Below are 14,044 nucleotides of genomic sequence, written 5' to 3' on the forward strand. Positions count from 1 at the left end.
CAAAAAAAGGAGAACAGCTTATGGCGATCAGACATTTTCTTACCCTGACAGACTTGTCTTCGGAAGAGCTCAAGCAAATTATTGAGCGCGCGATCGAACTCAAAACACTGCGCACTCAAGGAATAAATACCGACCTTTTTCGCGGCAAAGTGCTGGGGATGATTTTTGAGAAATCCTCTACTCGCACCCGCGTTTCATTTGAGGCCGGTATGGCACAGATGGGCGGCAGCGCCCTCTTCCTATCTCCCCGCGATACTCAGTTAGGCCGTGGGGAGCCCGTTGAAGACAGCGCCCGAGTAATTTCCAGCATGGTGGATATGGTGATGATTCGCACCTTTGGCCACCAGGTACTGGAGCGCTTCTCCGAATATTCAAAGGTACCGGTGATTAATGCCCTCTCCGACAGCTACCACCCCTGCCAGCTGCTCGCAGATATCCAAACCTTTGTAGAGCACCGCGGCAGTCCAGAGGGCAAGGTGGTCGCCTGGGTTGGCGACGGCAACAATATGTGCCACTCCTATATTAATGCTGCCCGCCTGTGCAATTTTGAGCTGCGCATAGCCTGCCCGCCCGGCTACGAGCCCAACGCCAATATCCTCGCTTCGGCAAGTGATCGGGTCACCGTAGTACACGATCCAGTGGAGGCTGTGAAAGGGGCCGATTGGGTGGCTACCGATGTGTGGGCTTCCATGGGACAGGAAACTGAACAACAGATCCGCCTGAAAGCCTTCGAGAACTTCCTCGTGGACCACGAGCTGATGAGCCATGCCAATAGCGATGCCATCTTTATGCACTGCTTGCCCGCCCACCGTGGAGAGGAGGTGAGTGCCGAACTTTTAGAGGATGGCAACATCTCGGTGGTATGGGATGAGGCTGAAAACCGCCTTCATGCGCAAAAAGCCCTGATGGAATTCCTCCAAGACCACAGTCGATAAACCCTAAAAGGGTACAGCCACTCCTGCGGTTGTACCCTGCTACCTGTACTCACTCCCCTGCGCCTCTCCCCGACAATGTATAAAAGATGCGATTGGCGACAAAACAATCAAGAGATCGCTAAATTTAGCAATCGGCGCCAACGACTAATTTACAGCCAGCCAAGATGTCAGAATTAAATAAGCGTCAGTAAATTGAGCAATTGAGTACCACTTTGCTCAAAGAGCAGCCATTTGCAAATGGTTATTGCCGTTGTTAATTTACAGCGCTCGAGCTATTAAAAAAAATTGTAAGACACTGTACCCAGCGTTCTTCCCCGGCACCCACTCCTTTGCAGCCCAGGGCTGGCGGGCTCTGCCGCGAAAGTGGCTACTGACTCAGCACCTCTACCCACAATTTATCCACAAACAACTACATAGTTATTCGCCTTGAACTGACCCGCCTACCGCATTATCTTGTAGCGCACTCGAGGCCGACCCCCTATATATTGGGGTAGAGGCTTAAGAGCACCCCCATTTTGTGGGGCAAATTCCGGCGCATCACCACACTTTTTGGCAGTGGGCGTCAGGCGCTGCTTTTTTCAAAGCAGAATCAGAGGTAAGCGGGCGGAATGGAATTTCCGCCACAGGCAGCAGCTGGCAAACCTTTTCAGATAGCCAGTGACAAGCCGCCTGTTTCCAGTGTCCACAGCTGTGGATAAACACTGGCAATGCGAAGGACACGCTCCGCCATGCCACGCAGTCATGTGGCCGCCGTTCTTTTGAACGCACGCGGACAGACAACAGTACAAACCTTTCGGAGATTTACATGCACACAGAGACAGGGCGCTCTCAAGCCGTGCCTGCGGAAAAATCAGGCACCTCCAGCGACCAGGCGACTGGCGGCACGACTCTGGCCGCTACTGCACCGGGCCAGATCCGCGTAATCAAGCGCAATGGCACCGTTGTACCCTACGACGACAGCAAAATCGCCGTCGCCGTGACTAAAGCCTTCCTCGCTGTTGAAGGCGGCACCGCCGCTGCTTCCAGCCGTGTCCACGAGCAAGTTGAAGAGCTGGTCGGCCAGATCAGTGCCACTTTCAAACGCCGCATGCCCTCTGGCGGCACTATCCACATTGAAGAGATCCAGGACCAGGTAGAGCTGGCCCTGATGCGCGCCGGTGAACAAAAGGTTGCCCGCGACTACGTACTCTACCGCGAAGAACACGCCCGCCTGCGCGCAGAGAAAGAAAAAACTGCTCAAATTGCCGAGCAAGCCGTCGATGCCCACCCCAGCATCCGTGTAAAGCAGGACGATGGCAGCCTTGCACCTCTGGATATGGAGCGCCTGCGCACCGTTGTCAAAGAAGCCTGTGAAGGCCTCAAAGATGTCGACAGCGCGGCAATTCTTAACGAAGCCCTGAAAAACCTGTACGACGGTGTTTCCGAAAACGATATCAACACCGCACTGGTAATCACTGCGCGCACCTTGGTTGAGCAGGAGCCCAATTACACCTTCGCTACCGCCAGCCTGCTGCTGGACAAGCTGCGCTCCGAAGCTCTGCGCTTCCTCGGTGTTGCCGAGCGCGCCACCCAGCACGAGATGGAAAAGCTGTACGCCTCTACCCTGCCCACTTACGTGAAAAAGGGTATCGAGCTGGACCTGCTGGACCCGGCACTGGCCACCTTCGACCTGGAAAAACTCGGCGAAGCTCTAAAAGGCGAGCGCGATCACCAGTTCACTTATCTGGGCCTGCAGACTCTGTACGACCGCTACTTCCTGCACAGCGACGATATTCGTTTTGAGCTGCCGCAGATCTTCTTTATGCGTGTCGCCATGGGCCTCAGCATTAATGAAGAGAACAAAAACGAGCGCGCGGTAGAGTTCTACAACCTGTTGAGCTCTTTCGACTACATGAGTTCCACCCCGACCCTGTTCAACGCCGGCACCCTGCGCCCGCAGCTGTCCTCCTGCTACCTGACCACGGTACCGGACGACCTGCACGGCATTTACGGCGCGATCCGCGATAACGCCATGCTGTCCAAGTGGGCAGGCGGTCTCGGCAATGACTGGACGCCGGTGCGCTCCCTGGGTTCCTATATCAAAGGCACCAACGGCAAGTCCCAAGGTGTTGTGCCCTTCCTGAAAGTGGCCAATGACACCGCAGTAGCCGTCAACCAGGGCGGTAAACGCAAAGGCGCTGTCTGTGCCTACCTGGAAACCTGGCACCTGGATATCGAGGAATTCCTCGAGCTGCGCAAAAACACTGGTGACGACCGCCGCCGCACCCACGATATGAACACCGCTAACTGGGTCCCCGACCTGTTTATGAAGCGCGTGTTCGAAGACAAAGAGTGGACCCTGTTCTCCCCGGCCGATTGCCCGGACCTGCACGACCTGTTCGGCACCGCATTCGAAGAACGCTACAACCACTACGAGCAACTGGCTGCCGAAGGCAAGCTGCGTCTGTTCAAGAAGATCCGCGCACTAGACCTGTGGCGCAAGATGCTGGGCATGCTGTTCGAAACCGGCCACCCCTGGATCACCTTTAAAGACAGCTGCAACCTGCGCAGTCCGCAGCAGCACGCCGGTGTGGTTCACAGCTCCAACCTGTGCACCGAGATCACTCTCAACACTAAGGCCGACGACGAAATCGCCGTGTGTAACCTGGGCTCCGTCAACCTGGCTCAACACATTGGTGAAAATGGTGAACTCGACCGCACCAAGCTGGCCAATACCGTAAAAACTGCGGTGCGTATGCTCGATAACGTTATCGACATCAACTACTACGCGGTTGAAAGTGCACGCCAGTCCAACATGCGTCACCGTCCTGTGGGCATGGGCCTGATGGGCTTCCAGGACGCGCTGTACAAGGCCGGCATCGCCTATGCCAGCGACGAAGCCGTGGCCTTCGCCGATAACACCATGGAAGCGATCAGCTTCGAAGCCATCTCCGCTTCCAGCGACCTGGCAGCCGAGCGCGGCAAGTACCAGACCTACGAAGGCTCCCTGTGGAGCAAAGGTGTTCTGCCACTGGATTCCATCCAGATCCTGGCTGAGCAGCGCGGCCAGCAGTTTATCGAACAGGACACCAGCTCCACTCTGGACTGGGACGGCCTGCGCGAGAAAGTAAAAGCCCAAGGTATGCGTAACTCCAACGTAATGGCAATCGCTCCTACTGCGACCATTGCCAATATCACCGGAGTTTCCCAGTCGATCGAACCGACTTACCAAAACCTGTATGTGAAATCGAACCTGTCCGGCGAATTCACCGTAGTAAACCCCTACCTGGTACACGATCTGAAAGATCGCGGCCTGTGGGATCAGGTCATGGTTAACGACCTGAAATACTATGAAGGTTCTGTACAGAAAATCGATCGCGTACCGGAAGACCTGAAAGCGAAATACCGCACCGCGTTTGAAGTGGAGCCACGCTGGATCGTGGACGCTGCCAGCCGTCGCCAGAAGTGGATCGACCAGGCCCAGTCCCTGAACCTGTATATTGCCGGCGCCGACGGCAAGAAGCTGGACCTGACCTATCGCATGGCTTGGTTCCGTGGCCTGAAAACCACTTACTACCTGCGCGCACTGGCTGCCACTACCACAGAGAAATCTACGGTAAATAGTGGCACCCTGAACGCGGTAAGTGCACACGGCGGTAGCAACGGAGTGGCTGCGGCAGCACCTGCTGAGCAAGCTGCACCTGCACCGGCCGCAGTGCCTCAGGCCTGCTCACTGGACGACCCGGATTGCGAGGCCTGCCAGTAAAATTTAAGCCCCTTTTTTACAGGGGCTGCACTGACTCTCGGGGGAGAGCGTCGTAACCGCAAGTGCGGGCATGACCATGCGCAGCGACCCCGGTCCACCCATTATTTTAATAGTGGGTAATACCATAGGGACCGGGGATCGGCTGCGGCTTATTTTCCCGAGAAAACCCAGTGCAATTGCCAGCGAAAATTCAGTGCAAATAAATGCACAAAAGCGCAGCAAAAATTGATCTGGCACAGGATTTTCTGTGCCCAGGCGAGTTAAAAATACGAGCCTGTAATGAATTATTGCCGGTAAAAAAAATCACCGGTATGTCATCCCTGGTTACACACAATTAGTGAGTAATACACCAGGAAGATTTAAGAATTTTTTATCGAACTTTCGATAGTGAGACCGATCAAAAGGGCCAACTATGCTGAGCTGGGACGACATCGACACCAAGCCCCAACAACCTGAAAAAGCAACCGAACCGCGACCGACGCCGGAGGCCCAGGCAAAATCCGTGCAGGAGCCCAGCGCTTCCTACACAGCCGCTCCGGCGTCGCCTGCGGCCCAAAGCGGCTCCACTGCCGTTGATGCCGCCCGTGCCGCAGTTGCTAATATGGACCCGGCTCCCGGCCTGGAAGAACTGGAAATGGGTGCGGCCCGCATCCAGGTAGATGAAAAGCGCATTATTAATTGCCGCGCTGACCTCAACCAGTTGGTTCCCTTTAAATACGACTGGGCCTGGCAAAAATACCTGGACGGCTGCGCCAACCACTGGATGCCCCAAGAAATCAATATGAACAAAGACGTGTCCATGTGGAAAGACCCCAACGGTCTGACCGAGGACGAGCGTCGCATCGTAGAATACTCTCTGGGCTATTTCTCCACCGCAGACTCCCTGGTTGCTAACAACCTGGTATTGGCGATCTACCGTCATATCACCAACCCGGAGTGCCGCCAGTACCTGCTGCGTCAGTCTTTTGAAGAAGCCATTCACACCCACGCCTACCAGTACTGTGTAGAGTCCCTGGGTATGGACGAAGGTGAAGTCTTCAATATGTACCGCGAAGTGCCTGCGGTTGCCAAAAAAGCGGCCTGGAGCCTGTCCCACACCCAGGCCATCGGTGATCCCAACTTCAAAACCGGCACCGTTGAATCCGACCAGGAGCTGCTGCGCAACCTGATCGCCTTCTACGCTGTCACTGAGGGTATTTTCTTCTACTGTGGCTTCAGCCAGATCCTGTCCATGGGTCGCCGCAACAAAATGACCGGTGTTGCCGAGCAGTTCCAGTACATCCTGCGCGACGAGTCTATGCACCTGAACTTCGGCATTGACGTTATCAACCAGATTAAGCTGGAAAATCCACACTTGTGGACAGCGGAATTCCAGCAGGAAGTGACCCAGATGATTCTCGAGGGTATGGAGCTTGAAGTAGCCTATGCCCGCGACACCATGCCCCGCGGCGTACTCGGCATGAATGCGAATATGATGGAGGAGTACCTCCAGTTTATCGCCAACCGCCGCCTTAGCCAGCTGGGCCTGAAAGAGCAGTTCCCTGGCGCTCAGAACCCATTCCCGTGGATGTCTGAAATTATGGACCTGCGCAAAGAGAAAAACTTCTTTGAAACCCGTGTTATCGAATACCAAACCGGCGGCGCACTGCAGTGGTAAGCGCTTCCTGGTTAGCGAATTACTAAAAAGGAGAAAGTAGTCGCTCACAGGAAGAGAAGTATTGAAAACGGGCTTAATGCCCGTTTTTTTTATTTTGAGCATTCCAGTTTCCTCTTCACTCTAACCATAGACTTAAGTTCTATAGAAACTCTTTCTCTCCCCCTGCCGCTGACCATCTCGGCAAAGCATTTGGATAGCGGCTTGTATTCGCGCATAATGCCCCGCATTAATTGGTATAACAGCTATGCCTCTAGATGAGCAGGCCTTCAGTTATCCCTACTCGCCTATTACCTAGCTACAATGAATTGATATATGAGCACCCCAGATTTAAGTGAAATAACTAATCTCAGCTGTGAAGATCGCTACGAGTATTTTCTGAGCATAGCCGGAGAAGAGCGGGAGATCTGGATACTGATCGATAGCCAAAATTGCTTTCTTAAAATACACACCGATGAAGATGGTGGCTTTGAATATCTGCCAGTATGGCCAAGCGCTGAATTTGCCCAAGCCTATGCTGAGAATGAAACGGGCCTCACCCCTAAAAGCATTCCCTTACCACAGTTTTTAAAGAAGTGGCTTTCCGGCTTAAAAGGTGACGACATTGAAATAGGTGTATTTCCTGCGCCGGATAAAAGCGTATGGATTACTAGCTCAGAGGAACTAGAGATCGATCTACGGGAAGAGCTGAACAACTTCTAAATAGGCTATTCACGTTGAAGCTATCGCTTCAAAAATCCGACAAAGAAAGTTCAGCTCTATTGAATAAAAGTAAGATAACAGGGTAAACACCTGTTATCTTACTTGGGTAATATACAATTACAGATTCGCCGCCTGATATTTATATATACTATTCACTTGAGGCGCTGCAATGAAAACCAGGAATAAAATAAGTTTCGACGCCACCAAAAACTATAAGGAAGAGAAAGATATAAAGCCGGCCTTGCCCGCTTATAGCAGCGCAGTCGCCAGTGCAAAGCATTCGGAAAAGAAAAGCAAATAGTATCCGGTTGGATAACTTTCACGTCATCTAAATCTCCCCATAAGTCGATATCCGAACTCAAAGCAAAATCCAAAACTCTTCCTCTAGAGAGTAGGTAGATATTAACTCCCTGATCCAGAGACCACCAATCATGTAGGATAACTAACACTTTATCGAGAAATTGGTATTGAGCAACAATCTCTCTACCATAAACGGGTATAGCTCTTTGGTTGGGGCCATCAATTAATACGACTTTACTATTATCAATTGGATTAAGCTTGAAGTGATTCACCTCAGAGAGAAAAGCGTTCGTCACTATCCTACCCCCTTAAATTCCAGACCTCTAACTTTACTACAAACTTTTAATCCAAAATATAGCTCCCTGAATTAGCAGGGTATTTAAAAAATCTTAATATGTTCCCCTAATTGGGTAATGGTTATCAGGATTTCGGATAAACTCGATACCCACCAATAGCGTTTGCAAGTCAGGCCTCGCAAAAGGTGCATTGGAAATGTCGACTATTTGCAGCCTTCCAGATTCGTTGATGACAAAAACACCCGGTTCAGCAAAGGGCCTATCTGTTTCTTCAGGGGAGCGGGGTTTTGAAATATAGAGCCCAAGCTGCTGCATTTGGGGTATTGATAAACCGTAACCGACAGTAAATCCCGGCTGAATTGCTTCCATATGCAGAGAAGCTTTTTCCTCCGTATCGGCAGAGACAACAGCCACGTCAATACCCTCCGCATGATAGCGGGGTAGTAGTACACTCAAGACACGCAAATACTTGGTACATAGTGGGCAGTGCTTACCTCGGTAAACGACTACCATTTGCCAAGGGAAGCTACCTTCAGGCTTCCCCAGTACCAACTCACCTCCACCAAGTCGCTTTACTTCTATTGCAGGAAAATCGATACCAGCAGCAAGCTTTATATTGCTCATTAGCACTCCACTTGAGAATATAAGAAGAGATTTGGTCAACCAATGAATCCCATCGTTAGTATAGGAGACTCGATGAAAAAGCCCCTTATTCGTTTTCTATCAACGCTATTAGCAGCCGGACTGCTAAGTGGCTGCCCTGCTAACCACCAAAGTAACTCTTCCCCTGAAAGTCATTCCCAGCCTCTTGAGTTTTTGCCTGCCCTGAATGGGGACTACTTTAAGCTGGATTCAGCGATTATTGGGCGCCCCTACCATATCTATACTCGCCTGCCAGAGGGCTATAATCCAAACGAGGATACAACTTACCCGGTCATTTATCTCCTTGATGGGGATTCCCTATTCCCAATTTTGGCTACTAATCACCTGTTTATGCATTACGACGATTACGCCCCCGAGGCGATTATTGTAGGTATTGCTTACGGCTCATTTAAACCCGAGATCAATCATCGCAGTTTTGACTTTTCTCTACCCGGTGACAGTGACACACTTAAGTATGGCGGTGCGGCGCAGTTTCTCAACTTTCTAGAGCAGGAGCTCTTGCCAGTAGTTGAAAGCCGCTACGCGGTAAACCCTCAGCAACGGGTTCTCTTCGGTCAAAGTCGAGGGGGATATTTTGTGCTTTACACGGCATTTTCTAAGCCCGACTTATTTCAAGGCTTGATAGCTAGTAACGCCACCTTCCTACCACAACAGGAATTTTTCTACAGGGAACCTGTGCAAGCGACAAGAGAGGATCTGACTCTGGTAGTAACCAGCGGCTCTAATGATATGCCAAACCTGCGCAATGATGCACTCTCTTGGCATAAGCACTGGAAAGAACGAGGAAACACTCCCTGGCGCATTGCATTTACAACGATTCCAGACGGTACCCATGCGGCAAATAGTACTGACAGTTACCGTTTCGGCATCCATGAGATTTTTGCGGAAGAGATCGAAATATCTCGTATGAAAGCAGAGAACAATTTGCAAGTGATAGAGGATCACTAGAGCTAAAAATTAATAGCAGTAAATATTAGGTTCCCGCAAATTAAAAAGCCCGCGTAAAAGCGGGCTCTTTAAAACGATCAGCTAATTACTCTGTGCAGGCAGCAATACGACCAGCCGTATTTTTACCGGCACCACAGTTCAGGCCATCGGGGATACCGGTGTAGTCTGGGGCCATAATACCGCCGTTACGCTGAGCGTCATGATCGGTATAAATACTCGCCAGGTTATAGGAGCGCGCTGTTCCCTTGTTGTCATTATCGCAGGAGAAGATAGCACTCCCGTAAGCAACTCCCAGGAAAGTCTTATATTCCTTTAGGTTTGACCACAAGTTACGCTTGGCAGATCCAGAACAGTTCATCTGGGAAGCCAAGTTGATGTAACCATCGTCCTCACCGCTTAATAACAGGGAGCTAGCGCTCTCGATACCAGGGAAGCCCGCATAGCCACCAATAGTATAAACCGGCGCGGCCAGGTTGGTGCCAACATAGTTGCGTACAGCATAGACATCATTGGTCTGCAGGTAGCGTACGGCTGAACACTCACGACCGATAAACCAGTCATTGATCAAGTCTTCAATCCAACTACCATTACACAAACGGTCAACGCCCTCTGTGCCAGTTATTGCGCCACCAGTAGTAAAGATTGCTGCGATGCCACTGATGGCAGTTTCAAAATCCACTTCAACTGCGTAATCGTCATCCAGGCCGGCAACATTTACAGTTTCGGTTTTCGTTTTGCAGCTTTTCCAAAACCAGGAACCAGAACAAACTTCAGAGGTTTCGGTCACGGTGTTGGAATCATACTGGTTGTAGGCGCGGTTATAGTAGGGCGAACCCGGGATCGCATTACCAGCGAGATACATCATCTGGGTAGCGCCCTGACTGTGTGCAATCACATAGAAAGTATCATCGGCTGCACACTGGTTTTCGTGCTCAAAGTCATCGCCTTCCCCATTGCGAATGGCAATAATCTGCCGGGCAATTTCACCCGCTGTGCCGTCATGCCAATATGGCATCTCGCCTTCATCGGTAGAGTTATACCCAACTACACCATAATTACCGCCGTTTACACGCAACTGCTCAATAAAGTCACTACCCGTATACTCATCGAAGTACGCTTCACTCCAGTAATCCAAAGCTGGCTGCTCAAGATTCCCCTGGGAATCGGTTCGCTGTTTAATATGGCCCTCAGTACCATGGCCATGAACCAGGATGTAGCAATTATCTGCACTCGCTGAAGTCGACCCCAAGAGTCCAGCCAATAGTAGAGAGAAGCTCGCACCCAATCGCTGATAAAGTGTCATTGTGATGTCCTTTTATTTTGCTCGGGCTTGTTCCCAATTTTTAAATTGTCTTTTTATATTGCCGAGACTGTTTTATGGCTTGCGAAAGGTATCTGGTTAATTAGTGCCAAGAATATGACTAATAGCGCCACATAGATCTCCAGGGCGACAATGAAATTGACCAACTGGTCACGAAAGGCTTCTGAGCTTAATGCAGTGTGATCCATTTCTCAAAATCTCTAATTTCCCAAGCCTAAACCGTGTCAAGTGGACCAGAGAGAAAGTGAGTAATGCTTACACAAATTTGAGATATAGCCCCCCAAAATTGAAAGATTGATATATTTGGAGAAGGTAGGCTTCGTATAAAATTTGACTTACCCCATATAAATTAAAGGAAATTATTTAAGTCTCATTTTTTATGTTTATACATATATCAAGATAGGTAATTAAGAATAAGCTATCTACCCAAAATAAATACACATTATATTTCCAGTACAAATTTTGGCGCGGAAGTTACACACTTAGTAGAAATTTCGAGATATAAATATATGCAGCAATCACCTTTGGGTAGAGAACAATGGTAGCCACTAATATTCCAAAAATATGGAAAGCTTACTTCCATCCTGAAAAGTTAGCCGGCAACAACTAGAAACTGTGAGAGAAATTTATATTGAGCATATTATCCACAGTTTACATAAATATCAGCAACCAAGCCTAAAGAGGGAATAAAAAGTGATAGATTCAAAAACATTTTGGGACAAAACTGCAGCCCGATACGAGAAAAGCCCAATAAGAGATTTAGATGCCTACAAAAGGAAATTGGCTATAACACAAGGGTATTTTAAATCAAACTGGTCTGTACTTGAGTTTGGATGTGGTACCGGCAGCACAGCTATTCATCATTCACCACATGTGAACAACATTATTGCTACCGACATCTCTGACAAGATGCTGGAAATTGCCAAACAAAAAACGATAGATGCCTCAATAAAAAATATTATATTTCAGCAAGGAACGCTAGATACACTGGAGCTTAACAATGAGAGTTTCAATGCCATTTTAGGATTAAATATCCTACATCTACTGCAAGATATAGATACAGCAATAGCTAGAACCTATGAACTATTAAAGCCTGGAGGTATATTTGTTTCTAGCACAGTGTTACTCAAAAATAGCAATTGGAGACTTATATTGCCCATTATGCAGTTCTTAAAGTTAGCCCCTTATGTTAATCCGCTTGACAAGCAAGACTTATCAAATAAACTCACTCAAGCTGGGTTTAGCATTGAAAAAGAGTGGCAGCCAGGAAAAGGGTCGGTATTTTTTGTCGCGAAAAAACAAGCCTCACCCAATAAAACATCACCTTAAATAATACTTAAGCTCACGCCACTAAACTCCTATAAACACTAAACAACCTACAATAACCATCCACCTGAAACCCCCAAATTATTCGAGAGTTTCAAGCTCAACAAGCACAATTACTGGGATACTAATAATCCCTCAAATAAACTAATCACCAAGTAACTATGAATTACTTAAAGCTAATACCCATAAAGTCACTGGTTTTATCGCCATCCAAATCGGTACATACAACATTATCGTCCGTATACCTGACCACAATACTTCTATCTGAGGTAATAGCAGCCATCGTCATAGATAAAATTGAATTAAGCTGGCGATCGGTTGTTTCATCAGAAGTTTTGAAGATCCAATTTCCTTCTTCAAACTTCACCCAAACATTTTCGGCGTCAAGACCAAGCCAAACATGTTCAGGGGTAAAGGTACACTCAGTCCAAGCAAGTGCTGAATTGGAAAAACCAATCGCCGCTAAAAATAAAAAAATCTTTTTCATAACTAATGCTCACTCTAGCTGACAGAATATAAATATTCACTTGTAAATACAAAACTGTAAAGGTTCAAAACCCGGATGAGATTACACCAACAGTCACACCAAGTCACCCTTAAAACTATATTGTTCCTATATTAATCGCCACATGACTCAAAAGTGACAACCACCCTAATTGGTTAAGTCAAATACAGAGTAATCTTATATTTTTTGGCTGAAAAAAGAGGTGACGGTATCACCCTGACAACATAACAGGTCAACGTCTATACAGATCGAAAAAGGTACGGAAATCTTACCTCTAAATAGGACTATTTAACCAGTTAAGACATAAAAACCCCTAAAGCCATCATCAACAACCTGAGAAAAAAGATGAAGTAATACAAATGTATAAATTAGAACGTACATTATATCCTGTTGACCACAATGAACACTCAAAACTTGAACCAGAAAAATACACCATCCGCAGAGCGGATGGATTAATGCGAGCCAACATCATATAATAGTAAAGTCTCCCACCTTACTCTAACTATCTGTGTATTAAGATGCGCAAAATCAGAAGTTGCCGATAAAACTGTGGAATAGACAATTAACACAATCATACCAAAAGCAGGGACCAATATATATTATGAGATCTAAACTAGCAGCAATTCTAACAGCAGGTCTTCTAAGCACTCATAGCTATGCAGCAGAATACTCTGGGTGGACAACCATCGAACAGATTTCTCTTGGATGGGGCACTAAAAGAGTAAACCTAACACTAAAAGATGAAATGCCGGACCCACTTGATTGTAGCGATGCAGTGTACATGGTTCAGGCCGATGAAAGTGCACCAAATTTGGACCATATTCTTTCTATTGCCCTTAGCGCTCATACCGCAGGAAAAGAAGTAAATCTAATAATAGATGATTCAAACTGTTCAGCTGGAGGAAACATTAAATTACTTTCCATTCTAATTAGATAATCAACAGAATTTAATGTAAAAAATATCCAGATCAGAATAAGAATTTTTGTTTTAACAAAAGCTAATAAAAATTACTGATCTGGATTTATCAAATAAATATTAATGTTTGACAAGATTGAAGTCATCCAATAATGATCCATCATGCTTTCATTCTACTAGAGTTTATTATAACTTAGTATTTTATAAGGTGAGGCTACCCACACCAATCCAAACTATAAGTTGATCACAGATAAACGTCATGGGCCTATTATCCCTTAGAGGATTAAATTGGGCTCTATAAATTGGAGAGGTCAAAGCTAAGCCTTACTCTTTTTATTTGAATCTAGCAAATAAACACACTCCGATCACAATGACAATTAACCAGAAAACGATTTAAACCAAAAAGGAATAAGCGCACAGCAAGCTCGAATGAACACCCAAAAAACTACCACGTGTGGTTGGCGAGCGTATGTATGAACACGCTTAAGGGACTGCCCTTTCATTTAGATCTCAACTTGGTACTGGTGGAGTGGAGTGGCCAACATTTAGCCCCCCAGAAAATGCGGTGCTATTTTGAAGATATCTCCTCTACCTTCAAGCGGCTAGGCGTCTCACCAAAATACTGGCTCTACCTCAACCGAAACTTTGAAAGCCGATTTAAAATCTTGGTGGGATCCGCAGAAGCGGTGCGGAAAGCCTGCTCTCCGCTCGATAAACGCTGGGTACATGGACT

At 47.8% G+C, this 14,044-nt stretch carries 11 protein-coding genes; 7 read left to right on the top strand and 4 right to left on the bottom strand.

From position 1 onward, the window contains the following. The first annotated feature begins 20 nt into the window (after positions 1–20). From argF to ACJJIW_RS00335, 4 genes are all read left to right on the top strand, one after another. Entirely contained in the window at positions 21–935 is a 915-nt protein-coding gene (argF, locus tag ACJJIW_RS00320; protein WP_282933786.1) for an ornithine carbamoyltransferase, read from the top strand. Positions 936–1,740: 805 nt separating this feature from the next. Then, positions 1,741–4,680: a ribonucleoside-diphosphate reductase subunit alpha gene (locus tag ACJJIW_RS00325; RefSeq protein ID WP_282933787.1), complete on the top strand. Its 2,940-nt coding sequence runs from the start codon at positions 1,741–1,743 to the stop codon at positions 4,678–4,680. Between the two features lie 412 nt (positions 4,681–5,092). Then, on the top strand, positions 5,093–6,337 hold the full coding sequence (locus ACJJIW_RS00330; RefSeq protein ID WP_108734126.1) for a ribonucleotide-diphosphate reductase subunit beta: 1,245 nt from the start codon (positions 5,093–5,095) through the stop codon (positions 6,335–6,337). A 312-nt stretch (positions 6,338–6,649) separates the two neighbouring features. Continuing rightward, entirely contained in the window at positions 6,650–7,036 is a 387-nt protein-coding gene (locus ACJJIW_RS00335; protein ID WP_444914449.1) for a DUF2750 domain-containing protein, read from the top strand. 152 nt (positions 7,037–7,188) lie between these two features. Here the strand turns inward: ACJJIW_RS00335 and ACJJIW_RS00340 are convergent, their stop codons facing one another. Together ACJJIW_RS00340 and ACJJIW_RS00345 are read right to left on the bottom strand one after the other, a co-directional pair. Continuing rightward, positions 7,189–7,632 carry a hypothetical protein gene (locus tag ACJJIW_RS00340; protein ID WP_444896442.1) on the bottom strand — a complete coding sequence of 148 codons (444 nt, stop codon included), beginning with the start codon at positions 7,630–7,632 and terminating at the stop codon, positions 7,189–7,191. Between the two features lie 93 nt (positions 7,633–7,725). Then, a complete protein-coding gene (locus ACJJIW_RS00345) occupies positions 7,726–8,256 on the bottom strand; it encodes a redoxin domain-containing protein (RefSeq protein WP_444936435.1) in 531 nt (176 codons plus the stop codon). 72 nt (positions 8,257–8,328) lie between these two features. On the opposite strand from ACJJIW_RS00345, the gene ACJJIW_RS00350 reads away from it, so the two are divergent. Then, positions 8,329–9,243, top strand: a complete 915-nt coding sequence (locus ACJJIW_RS00350) for an alpha/beta hydrolase (RefSeq protein ID WP_444936436.1) — start codon at positions 8,329–8,331, stop codon at positions 9,241–9,243. Between the two features lie 85 nt (positions 9,244–9,328). On the opposite strand, the gene ACJJIW_RS00355 is transcribed toward ACJJIW_RS00350, so the two are convergent. Continuing rightward, positions 9,329–10,546 carry a hypothetical protein gene (locus ACJJIW_RS00355; RefSeq protein ID WP_282933792.1) on the bottom strand — a complete coding sequence of 406 codons (1,218 nt, stop codon included), beginning with the start codon at positions 10,544–10,546 and terminating at the stop codon, positions 9,329–9,331. A 711-nt stretch (positions 10,547–11,257) separates the two neighbouring features. On the opposite strand from ACJJIW_RS00355, the gene ACJJIW_RS00360 reads away from it, so the two are divergent. Then, positions 11,258–11,893: a class I SAM-dependent methyltransferase gene (locus ACJJIW_RS00360; RefSeq protein WP_444936437.1), complete on the top strand. Its 636-nt coding sequence runs from the start codon at positions 11,258–11,260 to the stop codon at positions 11,891–11,893. A 163-nt stretch (positions 11,894–12,056) separates the two neighbouring features. On the opposite strand, the gene ACJJIW_RS00365 is transcribed toward ACJJIW_RS00360, so the two are convergent. Further along, complete coding sequence (locus ACJJIW_RS00365) at positions 12,057–12,377, bottom strand: hypothetical protein (protein WP_444936438.1); 321 nt, start codon at positions 12,375–12,377, stop codon at positions 12,057–12,059. Positions 12,378–12,996: 619 nt separating this feature from the next. Here ACJJIW_RS00365 and ACJJIW_RS00370 point away from each other — a divergent pair. Then, positions 12,997–13,332, top strand: coding sequence for a hypothetical protein (locus ACJJIW_RS00370; protein WP_282933795.1), 336 nt, complete (start codon positions 12,997–12,999; stop codon positions 13,330–13,332). Positions 13,333–14,044: the final 712 nt, after the last annotated feature.

It is taken from the genome of Microbulbifer maximicatervae (SeqCode), from assembly GCF_052467815.1.